This is a genomic window from Microbulbifer sp. GL-2 (genome assembly GCF_007183175.1).
Classification (GTDB): domain Bacteria; phylum Pseudomonadota; class Gammaproteobacteria; order Pseudomonadales; family Cellvibrionaceae; genus Microbulbifer.
The window spans coordinates 1,534,242-1,554,263 of sequence record NZ_AP019807.1 but is presented as its reverse complement, the minus strand read 5'-3'; the positions used below and the strand labels follow the sequence as shown (position 1 = coordinate 1,554,263).

Here is a 20,022-nt window from a genome sequence, read left to right as displayed (position 1 = left end):
AGGAGGTTTTGCACGGAATTAATCCGCGCAGTGAGTATTTGCCAACAGTTATTGCGCGCGCCACCAGGACGCGCTTTTCTGCGAAAGCTCAATCTTCGGCATATCCCAGGTGGGCGAGAATTCCATCCAGCTCTTCCAGGCTGGTGTATTTAAGCACCAGGCGGCCGCTGCCTTTTTCATTGTGATCAATCGAGACTGGCACTCCGACTTTCTCTGCCAATCGCTCACTGAGACGGCGGATATTCGAATCGGGCTTGGCCTTTTCCGCTGCCGGAGCCTGCGGCTGTTGCAGGCGGCGAACCAGCGCCTCGGTCTGGCGCACGGTAAGACCGCGCTCGACGACCTGGCGTGCAGCAGAACGCTGGGTCGCACCGGACAGACCAAGCAGGGCCTTGGCGTGCCCCAGCTCCAGGTCACCGCGCTCGAGAAAAGTGCGTACCTCTTCACTGAGGCTCAGCAAACGCAGAAGATTGGTTACCGCTGTGCGCGACTTGCCTACTGCATCGGCTACCTCTTGTTGGGTCAGTTTGAATTCATCCTGCAGGCGCTTCAGCGCCACTGCCTCTTCTACCGGGTTCAGGTCTTCCCGCTGGATGTTCTCGATCAGCGCCATAGCGATGGCGGCTTCGTCGGATACGCTGCGCAGCAACGCCGGCACCTTGTCGAGTCCCGCCAACTGTGCAGCGCGCCAGCGACGTTCGCCGGCAATAATCTCATAGCTTTGTTCGCCAATTCCGCGCACCACTATCGGCTGCATAATGCCCTGGGCACGGATAGAGTCCGCCAGTTCCTGCAGGGATTCCTGAGGAAAATCCCGGCGCGGCTGGTAGCGGCCACGCTGCAGAAACTCAATTGGCAGCTCTTTCAGCTCACCATCAACAACCGTTTCAGTACTCGCATCACCTGTTGCAGCACCAATAGTACCACCGGCGTTATTGCTGATCAGGTGCGATAAGCCACGGCCCAGTCCTTTGCGTTTGGCGGCCATAATAATTACCCCTTATACCGCTTCCGCTACAGGGCGGCTTTTCTTGTTTGAAGATTGATTGGCGGGATGGCGGCGATTGATTTCGCAGGCCAGTGCCAGATAGGCGATGGCACCTTTGGAATGGCGATCGTAGTCCAGCGCCGGCTTGCCAAAGCTGGGGGCTTCCGCCAGGCGCACATTACGTGGGATACAGGTTCGATAAAGACGTTCACCGAAATACTCCTGTAACTGCGCAGACACTTCACTGGTAAGACTATTGCGCGGGTCGTACATGGTGCGCAAAATGCCCTCGATCTTAAGGTCCGGGTTGGCCGCCTGCTGGATCTGGGTGATGGTATCAACCAACGCCGACAACCCCTCTAAAGCATAATACTCGCACTGCATGGGAATCAGCACACCGTGCGCGGCACAGAGAGCGTTGACCGTGAGCATATTCAGCGAGGGCGGGCAATCGATGATTACATAGTCGTATCGGCCGGATACCGGATCCAGCGCTCGGCGCAAGCGGGACTCACGCCCCTCCAGATTGAGCAACTCCACTTCAGCCGCGGACAGATCTCCATTACCGGGGATCAGGTCAAAACCGCTTTCGGTGGTTACGATTGCCTGTTCTACCGGCAATTCGGCGGCAAGCACATCGTAGCCTGACACCTGCAAGCCGCTCTTATCCACTCCACTGCCCATAGTGGCATTACCTTGGGGATCCAGGTCGATCAGCAGTACGCGCCGTTTATTGGCAACCAAAGATGCAGCCAGGTTAACGCAGGTGGTGGTCTTACCAACACCGCCTTTCTGGTTGGCCACAGCAAGTATCTTGCTCAAGGTTCTGGTCCTTTATAGTTTCCGGGTGATTATGCCCCGACGCCTGTACCCACAGGTAGTAATGGCTATTGCATTTCCGCAGGAAGCGGTTGGAACTGCTCAAGAGCAGCCCAGTGTTCGTTTATTCTGAGCGGCTGAGCTCAATCAGGTGGCGCTCTGCATCACAACCCGGCACCAGTAACTGGTGTACCTGCTCGACCTTAATGCCTTTTGGCAAAGCGCTCAACTCATCCTCCGGGAGCTTGCCTTTCATTGCGTAAAAGCGACCACCCGGTGCCAGCATGTGTTCGCTGCCATCGAGCATATCCACAATAGAGGCAAAAGCCCTGGATACTACGCCGGTAAAGAGCTGTTCCGGTACATAGGATTCAACTCGCTCATTCACTACCGTCACATTGGGCAGCGGCAGGGTGCTGGCCACCTGGAACAGAAAGCGGGTTTTCTTGCCATTGCTGTCCAAGAGAGTAATTGATCGCTCTGGGTGGATAATTGCCAGCGGGATACCCGGCAGCCCGCCGCCACTACCGACGTCAATCAGAGCCCCCTCACCACAAAGGTTTACCACACTGAGACTGTCGATTATATGGCGCTCCAGCATCTGTGACGGGTCACGAATCGCCGACAGATTGTAAGCGCTGTTCCAGCGGGCAAAGAGTGCGAGATATTGCAGCAGTCGGTCCTGCTGACTCTCACCTAGCGCCACTGACATTTGCGCCGCGGCCTGCAACAGGCGCGGGCGAAACTGTTCCACTTGCAGAGAAATAACTGCTTCCCCCAGTAATACCGCGAAACCTAAAAGCCCCTACAGGGCTTCGCGGGACACCCTGTGGACAATTCAATCAGACCACTTTCTTGCGAGTGAGCAACCCACGCTTTTTCAACTGGATCAGCAGCAGGGATATCGAGGCCGGAGTGACCCCGGGGATTCGCGAGGCACGCGCCAGCGTATCCGGGCGAGTCTCTCCAAGCTTTTGCTTGACCTCATTAGATAGACCGGAAATATCGCTGTAGTCAAAATCTGCCGGTATCGGGGTGTCTTCGTAGGCCTGCAGCCTCTCAATTTCCTCTCGCTGGCGGTCGATATAGCCGGCGTATTTAGCCGAGATTTCCACCTGCTCGGCAACCTGTTCGTCAGTTACAGGCTCTCCCTTCAAACCAGCCACATCTCTATAACCCAGCTCCGGGCGACGCAGCAGGTCCATAAGACTGTACTCCCGCGCCAGCGGCTGTGGCAGCTTGGCTTCCACCGAAGCGGCCTGTGGTGTTTTCGGGTGCACCCAAGTATCCCGTAAGCGCTGTGTTTCGCGGGCGATAGACTCCTGTTTTTCACTAAACGCGGCCCAGCGCAAATCGTTCACCAGGCCCAGCTCCCGGCCTTTCTCGGTGAGGCGCAGGTCGGCATTATCCTCCCGCAGTAGTAGGCGGTATTCAGCACGGCTGGTAAACATACGGTAGGGTTCTTTGGTGCCACTTGTGATCAGGTCATCCACCAGCACGCCCAAATAGGCCTGATCCCGACGCGGTGACCAGGCTTCACGCTCTTGCGCTTGCAGGGCGGCATTGGCGCCAGCCAAGAGCCCCTGGGCGGCGGCTTCTTCATAACCGGTGGTGCCATTGATCTGCCCGGCAAAGTAGAGTCCCTGGATAAATTTGGTCTGCAGGGAGGAAAGAAGGTCACGCGGGTCGAAGAAATCGTACTCGATCGCGTAGCCCGGGCGGGTGATATGAGCCTGCTCAAACCCTTTGATAGAGTGCACCAGTTCAATCTGTACATCGAAGGGCAGGCTGGTGGAAATACCATTGGGGTACAGTTCGTTGGTGGTCAGTCCCTCGGGCTCGACAAATACCTGATGGCTGTCCTTGTCGGCAAAGCGGTGCACCTTGTCTTCAATAGACGGACAATAGCGCGGACCAATTCCCTCAATCACTCCGGAATACATAGGCGAGCGATCGAGTCCACCCTGGATAATTTCGTGGGTGCGGGAGTTTGTATGGGTAATCCAGCAGCAGACCTGACGTGGATGTTGTTCTCGGTTACCGAGGTAGGACATTACAGGAGTGGGGCTGTCCCCCCATTGCTCCTCCAACCCACTAAAATCCACCGACCGTGCATCGATACGCGGCGGAGTGCCCGTTTTCAAGCGGTCGACACGGAAAGGTAACTCGCGCAGGCGGTCCGCCAATGCGATGGAGGGGGGATCTCCCGCACGGCCACCGGCATGGTTATCCAGGCCGATATGAATTCGGCCACCGAGGAAGGTGCCAGCTGTCAGTACCACGGTCTTGGCGTGAAAGCGCACTCCAGCATTAGTGACCACACCAGCGACCCTTTCACCCTCGACGATCAGGTCATCGGCAGCTTGCTGGAAGATCTCCAGGTTTTCCTGTTCCTCAAGAATGGAGCGGATCGCGGCACGATAAAGGGCCCTGTCGGCTTGGGCGCGGGTGGCCCGTACAGCTGGACCTTTGCGAGCATTAAGTATGCGGAACTGGATACCGCCAAGATCCGTTGCCTCGGCCATAGCGCCACCAAGAGCATCGACCTCCTTGACCAGGTGGCTCTTACCAATACCACCGATGGCTGGGTTGCAGGACATTTGTCCCAGTGTCTCGATATTGTGCGTCAAAAGCAGGGTGGAAGCCCCCATACGCGCGGCTGCGAGGGAGGCCTCTGTACCGGCATGTCCTCCACCGATCACGATCACGTCATATGTTTTTGGGAAATCCATGGTGGCAGCTACTGGTTACAACTTTGGGCGCACATTTTATAGTCAGTGTACGCTCCTCAGCAATTGCCTGTGAACAGCAAATTTCGTTTTGTTTCTTCAGCTGTCTCTGGACTCTTTCAATTCAAGTTAAGCCTATCAGCTGTCGCCTCAATCTGCTTTCGTTACTTTCTTTAATCTGAAGCCCGTTACTGATTGTTCATTATTAATGAATGAATATATCTCTTAGATAGAGTTATTTAAATCTATTGTTTTTATTAGCTTCGTCGAAATTCGGTATAGATTGAAAAAGTACTTTAATTTCAATGATTTAGAATAAGTATAAGCACACCTTGAACCCCTTGGTGGAAGGGGGGCAAGTGCGGTATGGCTCTGTGGAAACTTGGGACAACTTTGCATGAGTCCAGTTTTTAACAAAGTTATCATCATAAGATTGCTGTGCTTTACAGGCGCTTATCCCCTTTTTTGCCCACAATGGTATTTTTTTGGCTAACAGTTGTGCGTGGTTAGCCGTTTCCCTGGGGGATACCTGTGGGTAATCAGAAGTTATGTATAAGACTGTGTATATATAGGTAAATGTCGTGTGGGTTTGCGGTGGGGCTAGCAATAATAGATTTGTCCACGGGAAATCCCCGTGGACATGTATAAAATTCATGGGATTAAACTCGATGAGACCGGAATTGAGCCCAACAGGATCTGTTGTAAATGGGGAAAAACGTCTGGAAAGCTGGGGATGGAAGTAGAGCTTTCTAACAGATATGAGCTCTTCCTGTGTACAGGGGGTGTGAAACTTGTGCTGAACTATGGGGGAGGGGTAAACCAGTGGAAAAGTGGGGGAGCGTTTAAAAACCTCCCCATATTGAATAATCTGCCGATAAGTTGATAGTTATCTATTTTCCGATACAGAAGCTGCCAAAGATCTTGCCCAGTAAATCGTCAGCACTGACGGTGCCGGTGATCTCCCCCAGCTCTTGTTGGGCCCGGCGTAGATCCTCAGCGAGCAATTCGCCGGCTCCGTTGGCGTGTAATTGCTGCGCTCCCTGGTCGATAAATGCTTGAGCGCGATTCAGCGCCTCTAGGTGGCGGCGTCTAGCACTGAAGTTACCTTCTGATGCGCCACTGAAACCAATACTCTGCTTTAAATGTTGTTTCAGGGCATCCAGTCCTGCACCGGTTTTGGCACTGATGGCGATCACCGGTACACCCTCGGTATGTGCCTGTAAGCCGGCATTGTAATCAGTGAGATCAATTTTATTTAGCACCAAGGTGAGCTTACTTTGATCCGCTAAACGGCTGGTAAACTCTGGCCAGGCTTCAGCGGGATTCAGGGAGTGCAGTTGCTCGGCGTCCATAACCAGCAATACCCGGTCGGCTTGGTGAATTTCCTCCCAGGCGCGTTCTATGCCGATTTGCTCGACCCTGTCGGGTGCATCGCGCAATCCTGCGGTATCGGCGAATTGCAGTGGCATGCCATCAATGTGGATATGTTCACGTAACACATCCCTGGTAGTACCGGCGATGTCCGTGACGATGGCGGCTTCATGTCCGGCCAAGGCATTGAGCAGGCTGGATTTGCCGGCATTGGGGCGCCCGGCAATGGCCACACGCATCCCCTCGCGCATAATGGCACCTTGGCGGGCCTGAGCTTCCACACTGGTCATTTGTGCCTGCAGGGTCTCGATATCTGAGGCAACCTTGCCATCTGCAAGAAAGTCGATTTCCTCTTCGGGGAAGTCGATAGCCGCCTCTACAAAAATTCGCAGGTGAGTGAGGTTTTCTACAAGATCTTCGATTTTTTCGGAAAAAGCCCCCTGTAGCGAACGCATGGCATTGAGTGCCGCTTGGGCACTGCCGGCATCAATCAGGTCGGCGATAGCCTCGGCCTGGGTCAGGTCCATTTTGTCGTTTAGGAAGGCGCGTTCGGAAAACTCACCGGGGCGCGCTTGGCGCGCTCCCAGTTCAATGGCTGCGTGTAGCAGTTGGTCGAGAATTACCGGGCCCCCATGACCCTGTATCTCTACCACATCCTCACCGGTAAAAGAGTTGGGATTGGGGAAGAACAGGGCCAGGCCCTGGTCGATCAATTGCTCTTTGTGGATAAAGTCGCGGTAGTGTGCATAGCGCGGTTTGAGGGGCTTTTCTCCACAGATCTTTTGGGCGATATGCTGGGCATTGTTGCCTGATAGGCGGATTACGCCAATACCGCCGCGCCCAGGTGCTGTGGCGACGGCGACGATGGTATCGCGATTGAGGCTTTGCTGTGTCATCGGCTGAGTTTACTCGACGGAACGGAAAAGGGCCGCTTTGCGGCCCTTTGTTTATCGTACTTGTTGCGGATTGATCAGTACTTTCCGGCATCCACTTGTTTGTTGATATACCAGGTCTGGCTAATGGTGATCAGGTTATTGGCAATCCAGTAAAGTACCAGGCCAGCTGGGAACCACAGGAAGAACACAGTCATCATCACCGGCATTAACTGCATGATACGCGCCTGGGTCGGATCGGTGGGTGCGGGGTTCAGTTTTTGCATAAACCACATGGATGCACCCATCAAAACCGGCAGGATGAAGTAAGGGTCTTTTGCCGACAGATCATGAATCCAGAAGATCCAGGGTGCGTGTCGCAGCTCAACGGTCTCGGTCAGCATCCAGTAAAGGGCGATAAAGACCGGCATCTGCAGCAGGATAGGCAGGCAGCCACCCATCGGGTTGATCTTCTCGCGGCGGTAGAGCTTCATGGTCTCTTCCGCCAGCTTCTGTCGGTTATCCTTGTACTGCTCCTGCAGTTTTTTCATCTGCGGTGCAAATTTGCGCATACGCGCCATGGATTTAGTGCCAGCAGCAGACAGGGGTAGCAACAGTGTCTTGATAAAGACGGTGAGTAGGATAATTGCCCAGCCCCAGTTGCTGACAATGTGCTCTTGGATAAAGTGCAGTACGCGGAACAGCGGCTTGGCAATCCACCACAGCCAGCCGTAGTCGACCGTCAGGTCGAGGCCGGGGGAGATTTCTTCCAGTCGGTAGACATCTTTCGGACCCGCATAGAAAGAAGCTGTCAGCTCTCCCTGGGTAGCGGCGGGGATTTGTTTGGCTGGCGTTGTAAAGCTCATGCCAAACAGTCCATTGGATAGCTCTTTCAGCTGAAAGGTGTTGCGTTCGTTTTGGGGGGGGACCCAAGCACTGAGGAAGTAGTGTTGCACCATAGCGACCCAACCACCTTCAACTTTCTCGTCGGTGGGGGACTCAGCAATCTCTTCGAAATCCTGCTTAAAGTAATTTTGTTCGTTGGTACGCATCGCGGCGCCGAGGAAAGGCGACATACCAAAACCGGTGTCGGTGACGGGCTCACTGGTATCGCGTTTAATTTGACCATATAGGGCGGCAGACCAGGGCTTGTCGCTGGTGTTATCCACCAGATAGGCTACCTGTATTAGGTAGTCACCGCGCTTGAATGTGAAGCGCTTGGTAATATTGGCACCATCCTGTTGCAGGGTGAGGTCCACAACCAAGGTGTCATCCCCCTCGACCATCGCGTATTCGGTTTTTTCCACTTTAAAGAGCGGTCTGTCGGTAGTGCTGCGATCAGTTCCATTTCTGCCGATAAGACCACTTTGGGCGATGTAGGTGTGGTTGCGCGTCTGGTTTAACAGGATGAGTGGCTGATCCGGGGTGTCAAGTTTCTCCTGGAAGTCGCGCAGGGCGACTTTGACGATATCACCGCCGAAGGGATTTATCAGGATATCGAAGACATCGGTGGTCACACTGACGAGCTGGCCCTGTTTACTCTGTGTTTCAGTGGCACTAGGCGCTTGTGCTTGTAGTTGCGGTATATCGCTGCTACTACTGCTGGCGGCCTCAGTGGGAGGTTGACTGATGGTTTCGCCGCCAGTCTGCACTACGGTTTCGCGGTCTAGTTCAGGAGTGTGCTGCTCTTGAAATGCGTTCCACTGGAAAATAAGTGCCAGGAGAACTGCGATGATTCCGCCAGCCAGCGTATAGCGTTGCCAATCCATCTTAATACCTAGAGAGTGTTTTTGTGTCTGGCGGGGGGGACCGGGTCCAGCCCACCAGGGTGCCAGGGGTGGCATTTTATAAGGCGACGCACCGTTAAATAACCCCCCTTTATAGCTCCGTGGGTTTCAATAGCCTCTTCGGAGTATCGGGAACATGTTGGGTAAAAGCGACACTGGTTGCCTACCCAAGGACTGGCCAGGTAGCGGTATGCGTGAATCAGCTTGATCAGCAGCCACTTCATGTCTTTTGCTGTGGCTGTTGCGCACGCTTGGCCAGTTTGCGCCAAAGTTTGTTGAGCTGCTTCGCCAGAGCGGCCTTATCCAGATCTGCGACCCCCGGGCGTGCGAGAACCACAGCATCCAGCGGCGGCAATTCATGTTGCAGCAGGCGGAAGGTCTCACGGGTAATGCGTTTGATTTGATTGCGGTCGGTGGCATTGCGCACATGCTTTTTGGCGATTACCAAACCGAGGCGCGGGTGCTCCAACCCATTGGGACGGGCGAGGATCAGAAAATGAGGATGCGCGGCGCGCACAAGGTTTTCATTGAAAACCTTGCTGTACTGCGCCGCATTCAGCAGGCGCAGCGTCTTGGCAAATCCGAAGCTGCTGCGCGCCTGCTGCATAAATAGATATCTCTAAAAAAAGAGGAGAAATCTTATGCAGACAGTACTTTGCGGCCTTTAGCGCGACGGCGGGCCAGGATTTTACGGCCGTTTTTAGTTGCCATGCGAGCGCGGAAACCGTGAGTGCGCTTGCGCTTCAAGTTGCTGGGTTGAAATGTGCGTTTCATAGTCTTGCTACCTGAGACTTTGTGTTCGAAATTTCTCGGGACCATCCCCGGCCGCGGCCTGGACTCCGGTCCGGCACAAAGCCGGGTCAGACGGAGCTACGCGCTGCGAAGGCCGCGGATTGTATAGAAAGGCAGCAGTGAAAGCAACGCACTCACCGGGGAAATTCGCTGTGTTTGCCAACAAATTTCGGGTGCCATTTTACGTCATTTCATCAAGCCCTTGAGGTACTTGAAGTATCTCGCGATGCCCACTGATTGATACCAAGATATACACAGGTCTCTGTGGATAAGATTCCCCAAGAGTAGTGTTCAATTGTTTAATTGTTGTGCAAACACTTGATTGTGTGGACTTTTTTGCGCAGTTTTTTCAACAGCGGTAGTCTTTCTTGTGGATAACCCGGTCTTGGAAAGGTATACTGCGCCGATCTTATTTGACGGCCTCGGACGCTTCCTGTCCGGTCTTGCCGTTTCTCCGTGGTCTTACCATATTGGGGTTTTTGGGGGGTTTCTTGACTGAATCCGTTTGGAAGCAGTGCGCTGGTTGTTTGCAGGACGAGCTGCCATCGCAGCAGTTCAACACCTGGATCAGGCCGCTGCGCGTCAATCCCGTGTGTGCTGAGGGTGAATTGCGCCTGATCGCACCGAACCGCTTCGTGTTGGACTGGGTTGGCGGTAAATTCCTGCATCGTATCCGTGAGCTGGTGCACCAGTGTTCTCCCAGCCAGCCACTACAGGTGGCTCTGGAGATTACGGCGCGCCGACCTGCGCGTTTCCAGCGCAACCGCGCAGCTATAGAGCCTGCACCACATACACCAGTACAAACGCCTCCGCCGGTTCCTATAGCACCGTCGCCTGCCACGGCTGCATCGCTGGACAGGCCCGGTATGCACCACAGTGGTGTAGCACCTAATCAGAGCGGATCGCACAACTCTCCGGGTTTGGCAATGCCTGCCTCGGCCCAGCCATCGCCATCTTCGACCGTTCCGCCCCAGCCAATGCCTGTTGGTGCCTTTAGCCATGGTTTGCGGGGCACCCCCCACCCTGCGGTGGCGGAAGAAGCGACGGCGGACCAGATGACCACCGGAGAGTTGGCACTGACAGACCTGCGCTCACCCGCTATGAACGAGATGACACGCTCAATACCGGAGCCGCCGGTGCGTCAGGTTGAGGTAGAGGGTGCGATCAAACACGGCAGCTCACTCAACCGCAATTTCACGTTCAAATCTTTTGTTGAGGGCAAGTCCAACCAGCTGGGGCTAGCCGCCGCGCAACAGATCTCTGACAATCCCGGTGGCGCCTATAATCCCCTTTTTATATATGGCGGTGTTGGCCTGGGTAAAACTCACTTAATGCATGCCGTGGGCAATGCGCTGTTGGTTCGCAACCCAAATGCCAAAGTCGTTTACCTGCATTCCGAGCGCTTTGTGGCGGATATGGTGAAGGCATTGCAGCTCAACGCGATCAGTGATTTCAAGCGCTACTACCGCTCAGTGGATGCGTTGTTGATTGACGATATCCAGTTTTTCGCCGGCAAGGAGCGTTCCCAGGAAGAGTTTTTCCACACCTTTAATGCCCTGCTCGAGGGTGGGCAGCAGATCATCCTGACCTGTGATCGCTACCCGAAGGAGATCGACGGGCTAGAGGAGCGCCTCAAATCCCGTTTTGGTTGGGGACTAACGGTAGCTGTGGAACCCCCAGAGTTGGAGACCCGTGTTGCGATATTAATGAAGAAGGCGGAACAGTTTGGAGTGGAGTTACCCCATGACTCAGCTTTCTTTATTGCCCAACGTATTCGCTCTAATGTACGTGAGCTTGAGGGGGCTCTACGCCGGGTCATTGCCAACGCCCAGTTTACTGGCCGCGCTATTGACGATGTGCTGGTGCGCGAGGCCCTCAAGGATCTATTGGCCCTGCAGGATCGCCTGGTGAGTGTGGATAATATCCAACGGGTGGTAGCGGAGTACTACAAAATAAAGGTGGCGGACCTGCTCTCGAAACGACGCAGCCGCTCGGTGGCGCGGCCGCGCCAAGTTGCCATGTCACTGGCTAAAGAGCTGACCAACCACAGCTTGCCGGAGATCGGCGATGCCTTTGGTGGGCGGGATCATACAACTGTCCTGCACGCCTGCCGTAAAATCCGCGAACTGCAGGAGTCCGACGCGGATATCCGCGAGGACGTAAAGTTACTGACACGGTCGTTGACCACTTAATCGAATAACAGACAAACAAGGCGAAACTACCGATGAAATTCAATGTTAGCCGGGACGCCCTGCTGAAACCGCTACAACTGGTAGCCGGCGTTGTCGAAAAACGCCAGACTCTGCCGGTCCTGGCCAATGTATTGATGCAATTACAAGGTCAGGAATTGTCCCTGACCGGTACCGACCTTGAGGTCGAGATTGTTGGCCGCCTGCCAGTAGACGGCGTTGAAATGGAAGGTGAAGTCACCGTCCCCGCACGCAAGTTGCTGGATATCTGTCGCTCACTGCCTGATGGTGCCGAATTAAAGTTTGAACGCGATGGCGAGCGCCTGGTCCTGCGCAGCGGCCGCAGCCGTTTTCAGTTATCGACCCTGCCCGCAGCGGACTTCCCCAACCAGGAAGAGGCCAGTGCCCAGACCCGTTTCGATATTTCCCAGCGTGAGATTCGTCGCCTTATTGAAGCCACCAGCTTCGCAATGGCACAGCAGGACGTGCGCTACTACCTGAATGGCTTGCTGTTGGAGTGTCGCCCACAGCAGCTTCGCGCCGTGGCAACTGACGGGCACCGCTTAGCGTTGTGTGATCGTGATGCACCAGGGTTGAATGTGTCCGAGCCCATCCAGGCTATTGTGCCGCGCAAGGGTGTGCTGGAGCTGGGACGCCTGCTTGAGGACTCTGATGCCCAGGCGCAGGTTGTTTTGGGTAACAACCATATTCGTGTGGTTAGTGGTCAGTTTACCTTTACCTCCAAGTTGGTGGACGGCAAGTTTCCGGATTACGACCGAGTATTACCTCGGGGTGCCGGCAATGTTGTATACGCGGATCGTCAGGGTCTGCGCCAGGCCTTCTCCCGCGCGGCGATTCTCTCTAATGAGAAGTACCGCGGTGTGCGTCTACAGGTTTCTGAAGGACTATTGCAAATCGTTGCTAACAACCCGGAACAGGAGGAGGCAGAGGAGCAGATGTTGGTGGATTACGTGGGAGAGGTCATGGAAATTGGCTTCAACGTGTCTTACCTCCTCGACGTTACGGGCGCTATCCATAGTGACCAGATCCGTATCAGCCTGGCAGATGCCAACAGCAGTGCGTTGTTGCAACAGCCTGAGGAGGGGGATGCCCTTTACGTGATTATGCCGATGCGCCTGTAAGGTTTACGGGCTCTTGGCTCATAATGGAGTGGGGACCGCCCTGACCAACCGCGCTGCGGTCCCTTTATTTTTTTTGAATCTCGCTGCTGGTATTTCTCTGCCCAGTAAGGGAAAGTGTCTATGGCACTGACCCGTCTCCTCATTTCCAATTTTCGCAATATTTCTCAAGCTGATCTCGCCCTGGGTACGGGGGTGAATTTATTTTGTGGTGCCAATGGCAGTGGCAAGACCTCCATTTTGGAAGCCGTGCATATGTTGGCTACCGGCCGCTCATTTCGATCGCGTCAACATAAATCTGTTATCCAGTATGAGAATCGAGGGTTAACTGTATTTTCACAGTTGGATAGTGGAATCACATTGGGGGTTGAGCGTCTCACTGATGGAAGTGGCCGAGTCAGGATAAACCAGGCGACGGCTGAATCCAGCTCACAGCTTGCCAGCTGTCTGCCACTTCAATTGATTAACAGTGAGAGTTTCTCTGCCCTGGATGGTGGTCCCGGTGTTCGTCGGCGACTTTTAGACTGGACAGTGTTCCACGTGGAACATATTTTTGCTCAGGAATGGAAAAACTACCAAATAGCACTTCGACAGCGAAATGCATTGTTGCGTCGTGGTAAAATCGATGCGGATGTCATCAGTGCCTGGGAAGAGCAGCTCGCGGTGAGTGGTGAAAAGGTGGATACCTTACGTCAGGCCAGTTTTATCGAGTTACAGGCTGCTGTGTTGGCCCTGCTGGCTGAATTACCTGAAAGCTTACTTGGGCGTGTGGATATCAGCTATCGACGTGGCTGGCGCAAAGAGCAGGCTCTCGGAGAAGCACTGAGAGAATCCCGGGTAGGGGACCTCTCACAGGGGCACACACGTATAGGGCCCCATCGAGCCGATGTTCGATTTACTGTCGCGGGTGAACCCGCACACAATATTTTATCCCGCGGCCAGCAGAAGATGCTGGTGTGCGCCATGCGCACGGCTATGGCGCAGTTGGTTTGCCGTCACCGTGAGAAACCGGTGTTCCTGGTGGACGACCTACCGGCGGAGTTGGATGAAAACAATCAACAGGTATTTGCGCACTGGGTCAGCCGTTGCGCAAGTCAGGTACTTGTCACAGGAATTGAAGAGGGCATCACGAGCCGCCCCTGGCGACGACTTGAGGCCCCCTGGAATTGTCCGAAAGTGTTCCACGTGGAACATGGGAATATCAGCGCCGAAGCATCGGCTGCACAATAAGTTGAATGGAGCGAATAAATGTCAGAGCAGCAAAGCTATGACTCGAGCAGTATCAAGGTATTAAAAGGCCTGGATGCGGTGCGCAAGCGCCCCGGAATGTATATCGGCGATACGGACGATGGTACGGGCCTGCACCATATGGTGTTCGAGGTGGTCGACAACTCTATCGATGAAGCGCTGGCCGGTCACTGTGATGAGATCCGTGTAACCATCCATCCAGATGAGTCGATATCGGTATCTGATAATGGTCGCGGTATTCCAACAGAGATTCACTCGGAAGAGGGTGTTTCCGCAGCGGAAGTGATTATGACCGTGCTCCATGCCGGCGGTAAGTTTGACGATAACACCTATAAGGTATCTGGTGGCCTGCACGGTGTAGGTGTCTCGGTGGTAAATGCTCTCTCCAGGGAACTAAAGCTGACTATCCGCCGTGGGGGTAAAATCCACGAGCAGATTTATCACCATGGTGTACCGCAGGCACCGTTGGAAATCGTGGGTGATAGCGATATCAGCGGGACTACGGTACATTTTAAGCCCTCCGCTGAAACCTTTAATAATATCGAGTTCCACTTCGATATCTTGGCTAAGCGCCTGCGCGAGTTGTCCTTTTTGAACTCCGGTGTACGTATCGTGCTGAAAGATGAGCGCACTGGTAAAGAGGAGATTTATGAATACGAAGGCGGCCTGAGTGCCTTCGTTGAGTTCCTCAATCAGAACAAAACACCAGTCAATAAGGTACTTCACTTTAGTAGTCAACGCGAAGATGGCACCGCGGTGGAAGTCGCACTGCAATGGAACGACAGCTTCCAGGAAAACATCTTCTGCTACACCAACAATATCCCCCAGCGCGATGGCGGTACTCATTTGGCGGGTTTCCGCGCCGCTCTGACACGCGGCCTGAATAGCTATATAGAACGTGAAGGATTGGGCAAGAAGGACAAGGTGAATACCACTGGCGACGATGCCCGTGAAGGCCTTACCGCGATTATTTCCGTGAAAGTCCCTGACCCCAAGTTCTCCTCCCAGACCAAGGACAAACTGGTTTCCTCCGAGGTGAAACCAGCTGTCGAGCAGGAGATGGGCCATCACTTCAACGACTACCTGATGGAAAACCCACAGGAAGCCAAGTCTGTTGTTACCAAGATGATCGATGCGGCTAAGGCCCGCGAGGCGGCGCGCAAAGCGCGTGAAATGACCCGTCGCAAGGGCGCCCTGGATATCGCTGGCCTGCCCGGCAAACTGGCGGATTGCCAGCAGAAAGACCCGGCACTGTCCGAAATCTACCTGGTGGAGGGTGATTCCGCCGGCGGTTCTGCCAAACAGGGCCGCGATCGGCGTACCCAGGCAATTCTGCCGCTGAAGGGCAAGATCCTGAATGTGGAAAAAGCGCGCTTCGATAAGATGCTCTCCAGTGCCGAAGTTGGCACCCTGATTACCGCACTGGGTTGTGGTATCGGCAAGAGCGAGTTCAATCCAGACAAGCTGCGCTATCACAGCATTATTATCATGACCGATGCGGACGTAGATGGAGCTCATATCCGCACACTGCTGCTTACCTTCTTCTTCCGTCAGATGCCGGAACTGATTGAGCGCGGTCATATTTACATTGCCCAGCCGCCGCTATACAAAATCTCCAAAGGTAAGCAGGAGCAATACCTGAAGGACGAGGCGGCCCTGACCCAGTTCCTCACCAATGCCGCCCTGGAAGGCGCCACACTGTTCGTAAATCCTGATGCGCCAGGTTTATCTGGAGCCTCCCTGGAAAGTCTGGTGGGGGAATACCGTGGTGTACTGGCCACTATCGACCGCCTTTCGCGGCTCTACCCCGAAGAAGTGCTGCGTAGCATGATTTACCTGCCGAAACTGTCCCAAGAAGATCTGCTGTCCAAGGAGAAGGTGACAGCCTGGTGTGCTCAATTGCAGGAGAAGCTCGCCGACGAAGAGAGCGGCGGTACCCGTCGCCATGAAGTGACCGTACAAGAGAACACCGAGCGTGGCCTGTTCCTACCGCACATTCACATAGTGGCCCATGGAGTTGGTAGCGACTATCTGATCAACCATGAATTCTTCGACTCCGCGGAGTACACCTCCATCTACACGCTGGGGGAAAAAATGGTGGGCCTTCTGGAAGAGGGCGCCTTTATCCAGCGGGGCGAAAAGCAATACGCTGTCGATAGCTTCCCGGAAGTAATGGACTGGCTGATGAATGAGAGTCGACGAGGCTATGGTATTCAGCGTTATAAAGGTCTGGGAGAGATGAATCCGGAGCAGCTATGGGATACCACTATGGACCCCGAGAGCCGCCGTATGCTGCAGGTAACGGTTGAGGATGCCATTGCTGCTGACCAGATCTTTACCACGCTGATGGGCGATCAGGTTGAACCTCGCCGTGACTTTATTGAAAGTAATGCTCTGGCGGTGGAGAACTTAGACGTTTAATTGGCGCAAGCCTATCTTCGACAACTGCACAGTAATTTACTACATAATTAAAGTTGGGAAATTACTGTGCGGCATTTTCCTCACCTGCAGAAGCGTTGTACAAAATTCGGCACATGTAACCGCCCACCAAACAGTGCCACACACCCCTGAAGTTACTGATCCCAGTACACACAATACTAGCTTCAAATTAATTAACGAAAAACGATAAAAAACTACAATTTAAAACTAGAAAAGCCACATAATTATTTTTTTTAAAACGTAAAATATCTATATATTCTGCTAATTAAACCGTCTTAATTTAAAACTAAAAAATACGGACCAAAAAAATGGGGAAACTAATTCATTATATTAGCGGTAGAGTGCGTCAGCTAATGTGGGTTATTGGTGTTTTTTTATTATTTTTTTATGGTTGCACCAGCACACAAAAGCTCGTGAATTCAAAATGGTACGAAATTAAAACTGATCATTTTCGAATCGTTACCAATGATAACCCTAAGCAAATAAAAAAACTCGCTGTAGACTTAGAGCGCTTTCGGGTTTTGCAAAGTGATTTCTTTAGTTCACCCGACCAACAGAAGCTGACTTTATATGCGTTGAATGATCGACTCAGCTTTGAGGGGGTCAGTGGTCGTGAATCTGCACAAAATACAATTGGACAGTTTCATAACACTTCCTATGGAAGTTATGTGTTGCTCAATCTTAATGGAAATCGTTTTCTACCAGATAATCCTGCCCGCCAGACACTATTCCATGAATATACACACTTTTTAACTTACAGTGAAAGCAAGCAGTTATATCCCTATTGGTTTAGTGAGGGCATTGCGGAGGTCTTTTCCACTGTCGATTTCGGTGAGAATAACAAGTACCACTTTGGGAAGATACCCATTGATCGTGCAATCAGTCTTTATCGGAGCAGAGAGATGCCGCTGGATAAGCTGCTTTCCGCAAAAAGGGGCTCACTAAATGTTAGAGATACCGAGGCCCTCTATGCCAGTGGTTGGATGCTAACCCATTGGATGCTCTTTGATACCGATAGAAGTAAAGCCTTGGAGGAATATTTAGAATCCTACAATGCTGGCGCGGACCCGATTACAAGCCTACCCAAGGCTCTAGGGATGACTTTTGAAGAACTCAATGAGCACTATAAAAAATTATCGAAAAGCCAGTTTAATTACTTCACTGATGAGTTTTCCGATCGTAGTGTAATTGAGAGTCCTTCCATTCAGTTGATGGCGAGCAGTGAAGCTGTCGCTGAATTGGCCCATTTTATGGCGATTTCAGAGAAGGGCTCAGAAGCATTAGAAAAATTTATTGCCTATGCAGAAAAGAAGCAGGTTTCCAGCCCATCACTAAAATCAGCTCTAGCGATAGCCCTCACGGGTGAGAGAAACTACACCGAAGCGGGGAAGATATTAGAGACAATTCCAGCTGACTATCATGGGGAAACCTGGTATCTGGAAGCCCAAGCAAAAAATGAACTATATGCGGCCTTGGAAGAAGAGGAGGTGATTAATCCCGGGAAGTTAAAAAAAATTCGCGATCAGTATGTCCAATTGGTGAACGCCGGTGGAGAGGTACCAGCTTATTGGCATGAGTTAGCAATTACCATGCAAGTATTAGGTTACCCACGGCAGAAGTACATGGAAATACTGAAGCAGGCATATTTGCGCGCGCCGAGAGAAACAGGTATTGCCTGGTGGTATGCCATGGAACTCTATCTAAATCGCGACCGAGATCTATTTGCTAATGTTTCCCAGCCACTTTTTATGCAAATAAGCAAAGAGGAACCCCGTGCGCAGCTACAGTCAATGTTGATTGATCTTGGGAAAGGAGAGGAACTGGACTTTGAGCTTGAGTCCGAAGTGAGTGGATTGGGGCAATTAATGTCTGCGTACCGAGAGTACCCTGGCACTAAAGCACTGGCCATAGCTATGGACTACCGTGGCGCATTTGTCGTGGGATTTAATGAAGAGGGCATCAACCAGGCTGATGCAAATCAGAATGCTCTTCAGACCTGCGAGGAGCAGAGAGAGCAGTATCAAGTAAAAGATCGCTGTGAACTCTATGCCGAAGGTGAGCTATTAGTGAACTCTACCAATAGGATGTAAATTTTTTAAAGAAATAGATTAGGCACAACGCAGGCGGCAATAATCCAGCTTTGTGCCAACAAATTTCCCTGTGTAGCTAGATAGTAAGTAAGGATTATTTTTCCAGTAACAACCCACACTCCCGATGCTCTTCGCCCTTGGTGGGATCGAAGTACACATCGTTATCTGGCAGCTCATTTTCGTAAACATACTCTTCCACATCGATTTCTCTCAAGTGGAACATGGGAGCCACACGAATAGTGCCGTGATTGCCCTGGGTAAATACATCCAGGTTTTTACGGTGGGCATTTTGATCGTGGCGAATGCCGTTCAACCACACATCCGGTTGTAGCTCTTGCATCGCGCGGTTAAAGGGCTCGAGCTTAACCGTGCGCGAGAAGAAGTCGTGTTCGGGGGTATCGAGCTGGGGGATACCGCCATAGACCGCGTTATAGTGTGCCGCCGACATCTTGGGTGAATAGGTACGCAGATTCAGATTCAGCGTATTAACCACCCTCTCAATATGCCGATAGGTTTCCGGCGTGTTGTAGCCATGGTCCACCCAGATAACCGGGATATCAGACTTGGCCCTGGTTACCAGGTGTAGGAAAGCCACCGCGAGAGGGCGGAAATTGGTGAAAACCACCGGATTCTGCGCCTTTTCCATGGTGAACTGCATAACTTCACTGGGTTTAGCCCCGGCAAAAGTCTCGTTCAGCGATGCCAGATCAGCACCGTGGTGGAAGAAGCGGTCAGAAAGAGACCGCAGGGCATTAGTGGAAGCGATATGTCCCATAAAAAATCAGCGCATAGGAAAATTAGGATAGAGGCATGCTACCCGGTTAATTTGTCACGTAGAAACAATAAAAAGAAGTGAATCAATAAGTATCAGTTATAAGTAAATCCATTTTACTAGGGAAGCGGGCATAAACAGTTACTTGGAGTCCAGTTCACAGCACATCTGAATCAGGTGTTGGCCGTATTCGGTGTTATAGCTGCGTTCGGTTTCCACAAACCCGTGCTTTTGTAGGAAATAACGGGTGCGAAGATTTTCCCGCAGTACCTGTGCTTGCAACAGGGGTTTACCACGGCCGGCAGCGGTGATCAGGCTGGCGCCAATACCACAGCCGGAAAATAACGGGCTAACACACAAATACGCGATTCTGTCCTGTCCCAATAGCGCGATAAATGCCTCGGCTACAGCACTATGGCGGCCTGTAAAGACAAGGCTGAGACTGGCCTGACGAAAATCCCGGCGAAACTGGACCACATGATCAATCCAGAACTGACGGGGCAGGGAGGGGTGTGAGTTGGCAGCAGCATGCAGCCAAAGTTGCTCGAGCCTATCCAGTTCCTTGAATTCTGCTTTTCGGATCATGGGCACCCCCGAAGCGGATACATAAGGCCAATGCTAGTCAGACCAAAGGATAGATCCTAGAAAACATCCAATTGTTAGGACAGAAACCAAATATATAGCCATTTTTCCCCCAAAAGACGCCAAAAGGCAAGAAATAGTTCTGTAAACTAATACGAACAGTAATGGTAAAATACAATCATTCTTATTAATAAACACAGTTACG

17 protein-coding genes are annotated in these 20,022 nt (G+C 52.6%); 6 read left to right on the top strand and 11 right to left on the bottom strand.

Features of this window, described 5'->3' with window-relative positions; genetic code table 11:
• Window positions 1–88: 88 nt before the first annotated feature.
• From GL2_RS06780 to mnmG, 4 genes are all read right to left on the bottom strand, one after another.
• On the bottom strand, window positions 89–988 hold the full coding sequence (locus tag GL2_RS06780) for a ParB/RepB/Spo0J family partition protein (RefSeq protein ID WP_143729949.1): 900 nt from the start codon (window positions 986–988) through the stop codon (window positions 89–91).
• A 12-nt stretch (window positions 989–1,000) separates the two neighbouring features.
• Complete coding sequence (locus tag GL2_RS06775) at window positions 1,001–1,810, bottom strand: ParA family protein (RefSeq protein WP_143729948.1); 810 nt, start codon at window positions 1,808–1,810, stop codon at window positions 1,001–1,003.
• 121 nt (window positions 1,811–1,931) lie between these two features.
• Window positions 1,932–2,561 (bottom strand): 16S rRNA (guanine(527)-N(7))-methyltransferase RsmG, encoded by a 630-nt coding sequence (gene rsmG / locus GL2_RS06770; protein WP_143729947.1) that lies wholly within the window; start codon window positions 2,559–2,561, stop codon window positions 1,932–1,934.
• An 88-nt stretch (window positions 2,562–2,649) separates the two neighbouring features.
• Window positions 2,650–4,539: a tRNA uridine-5-carboxymethylaminomethyl(34) synthesis enzyme MnmG gene (mnmG, locus tag GL2_RS06765; protein WP_143729946.1), complete on the bottom strand. Its 1,890-nt coding sequence runs from the start codon at window positions 4,537–4,539 to the stop codon at window positions 2,650–2,652.
• Between the two features lie 631 nt (window positions 4,540–5,170).
• Between mnmG and GL2_RS06760 the strand changes: the two genes are divergently transcribed.
• Complete coding sequence (locus GL2_RS06760; RefSeq protein ID WP_143729945.1) at window positions 5,171–5,419, top strand: hypothetical protein; 249 nt, start codon at window positions 5,171–5,173, stop codon at window positions 5,417–5,419.
• Window positions 5,420–5,426: 7 nt separating this feature from the next.
• Here GL2_RS06760 and mnmE read toward each other — a convergent pair whose 3' ends face one another.
• From mnmE to rpmH, 5 genes are all read right to left on the bottom strand, one after another.
• The gene (mnmE, locus tag GL2_RS06755) at window positions 5,427–6,803 is read right to left on the bottom strand and encodes a tRNA uridine-5-carboxymethylaminomethyl(34) synthesis GTPase MnmE (RefSeq protein WP_143729944.1); all 1,377 of its coding nucleotides are present in this window, start codon (window positions 6,801–6,803) and stop codon (window positions 5,427–5,429) included.
• Between the two features lie 74 nt (window positions 6,804–6,877).
• Window positions 6,878–8,548: a membrane protein insertase YidC gene (gene yidC / locus GL2_RS06750; protein ID WP_197736529.1), complete on the bottom strand. Its 1,671-nt coding sequence runs from the start codon at window positions 8,546–8,548 to the stop codon at window positions 6,878–6,880.
• A gap of 8 nt (window positions 8,549–8,556) precedes the next feature.
• Window positions 8,557–8,790 (bottom strand): membrane protein insertion efficiency factor YidD, encoded by a 234-nt coding sequence (yidD, locus tag GL2_RS06745; protein WP_143729942.1) that lies wholly within the window; start codon window positions 8,788–8,790, stop codon window positions 8,557–8,559.
• A complete protein-coding gene (gene rnpA, locus GL2_RS06740; RefSeq protein WP_143729941.1) occupies window positions 8,787–9,173 on the bottom strand; it encodes a ribonuclease P protein component in 387 nt (128 codons plus the stop codon). Before rnpA ends, yidD begins: the two co-directional genes overlap by 4 nt.
• Before the next feature lie 32 nt (window positions 9,174–9,205).
• Complete coding sequence (gene rpmH / locus GL2_RS06735; RefSeq protein WP_020413885.1) at window positions 9,206–9,340, bottom strand: 50S ribosomal protein L34; 135 nt, start codon at window positions 9,338–9,340, stop codon at window positions 9,206–9,208.
• A gap of 509 nt (window positions 9,341–9,849) precedes the next feature.
• On the opposite strand from rpmH, the gene dnaA reads away from it, so the two are divergent.
• From dnaA to GL2_RS06710, 5 genes are all read left to right on the top strand, one after another.
• Entirely contained in the window at window positions 9,850–11,550 is a 1,701-nt protein-coding gene (gene dnaA, locus GL2_RS06730; RefSeq protein ID WP_143729940.1) for a chromosomal replication initiator protein DnaA, read from the top strand.
• Between the two features lie 32 nt (window positions 11,551–11,582).
• Window positions 11,583–12,689, top strand: coding sequence for a DNA polymerase III subunit beta (dnaN, locus tag GL2_RS06725; protein ID WP_143729939.1), 1,107 nt, complete (start codon window positions 11,583–11,585; stop codon window positions 12,687–12,689).
• Window positions 12,690–12,809: 120 nt separating this feature from the next.
• Window positions 12,810–13,916 carry a DNA replication/repair protein RecF gene (gene recF / locus GL2_RS06720; RefSeq protein ID WP_143729938.1) on the top strand — a complete coding sequence of 369 codons (1,107 nt, stop codon included), beginning with the start codon at window positions 12,810–12,812 and terminating at the stop codon, window positions 13,914–13,916.
• Between the two features lie 18 nt (window positions 13,917–13,934).
• Window positions 13,935–16,355, top strand: a complete 2,421-nt coding sequence (gyrB, locus tag GL2_RS06715; RefSeq protein ID WP_143729937.1) for a DNA topoisomerase (ATP-hydrolyzing) subunit B — start codon at window positions 13,935–13,937, stop codon at window positions 16,353–16,355.
• Between the two features lie 431 nt (window positions 16,356–16,786).
• The gene (locus GL2_RS06710) at window positions 16,787–18,463 is read left to right on the top strand and encodes a hypothetical protein (protein ID WP_143729936.1); all 1,677 of its coding nucleotides are present in this window, start codon (window positions 16,787–16,789) and stop codon (window positions 18,461–18,463) included.
• Between the two features lie 94 nt (window positions 18,464–18,557).
• On the opposite strand, the gene GL2_RS06705 is transcribed toward GL2_RS06710, so the two are convergent.
• Both GL2_RS06705 and GL2_RS06700 read right to left on the bottom strand, forming a co-directional pair.
• Window positions 18,558–19,238: a phosphoadenosine phosphosulfate reductase family protein gene (locus GL2_RS06705; protein WP_143729935.1), complete on the bottom strand. Its 681-nt coding sequence runs from the start codon at window positions 19,236–19,238 to the stop codon at window positions 18,558–18,560.
• 138 nt (window positions 19,239–19,376) lie between these two features.
• Window positions 19,377–19,820, bottom strand: coding sequence for a hypothetical protein (locus tag GL2_RS06700; RefSeq protein ID WP_143729934.1), 444 nt, complete (start codon window positions 19,818–19,820; stop codon window positions 19,377–19,379).
• Between the last annotated feature and the right edge of the window lie 202 nt (window positions 19,821–20,022).

Bases quoted from the DNA above. Each gene is read 5' to 3' on its own strand.
- GL2_RS06780 (WP_143729949.1), bottom strand. From the start codon at position 988: ATGGCCGCCAAACGCAAAGGACTGGGCCGTGGCTTATCGCACCTGATC.
- mnmG (WP_143729946.1), bottom strand. From the start codon at position 4,539: ATGGATTTCCCAAAAACATATGACGTGATCGTGATCGGTGGAGGACAT.
- mnmE (WP_143729944.1), bottom strand. From the start codon at position 6,803: ATGACACAGCAAAGCCTCAATCGCGATACCATCGTCGCCGTCGCCACA.
- yidC (WP_197736529.1), bottom strand. From the start codon at position 8,548: ATGGATTGGCAACGCTATACGCTGGCTGGCGGAATCATCGCAGTTCTC.
- yidD (WP_143729942.1), bottom strand. From the start codon at position 8,790: ATGAAGTGGCTGCTGATCAAGCTGATTCACGCATACCGCTACCTGGCC.
- rnpA (WP_143729941.1), bottom strand. From the start codon at position 9,173: ATGCAGCAGGCGCGCAGCAGCTTCGGATTTGCCAAGACGCTGCGCCTG.
- rpmH (WP_020413885.1), bottom strand. From the start codon at position 9,340: ATGAAACGCACATTTCAACCCAGCAACTTGAAGCGCAAGCGCACTCAC.
- dnaN (WP_143729939.1), top strand. From the start codon at position 11,583: ATGAAATTCAATGTTAGCCGGGACGCCCTGCTGAAACCGCTACAACTG.
- recF (WP_143729938.1), top strand. From the start codon at position 12,810: ATGGCACTGACCCGTCTCCTCATTTCCAATTTTCGCAATATTTCTCAA.
- gyrB (WP_143729937.1), top strand. From the start codon at position 13,935: ATGTCAGAGCAGCAAAGCTATGACTCGAGCAGTATCAAGGTATTAAAA.
- GL2_RS06705 (WP_143729935.1), bottom strand. From the start codon at position 19,238: ATGGGACATATCGCTTCCACTAATGCCCTGCGGTCTCTTTCTGACCGC.
- GL2_RS06700 (WP_143729934.1), bottom strand. From the start codon at position 19,820: ATGATCCGAAAAGCAGAATTCAAGGAACTGGATAGGCTCGAGCAACTT.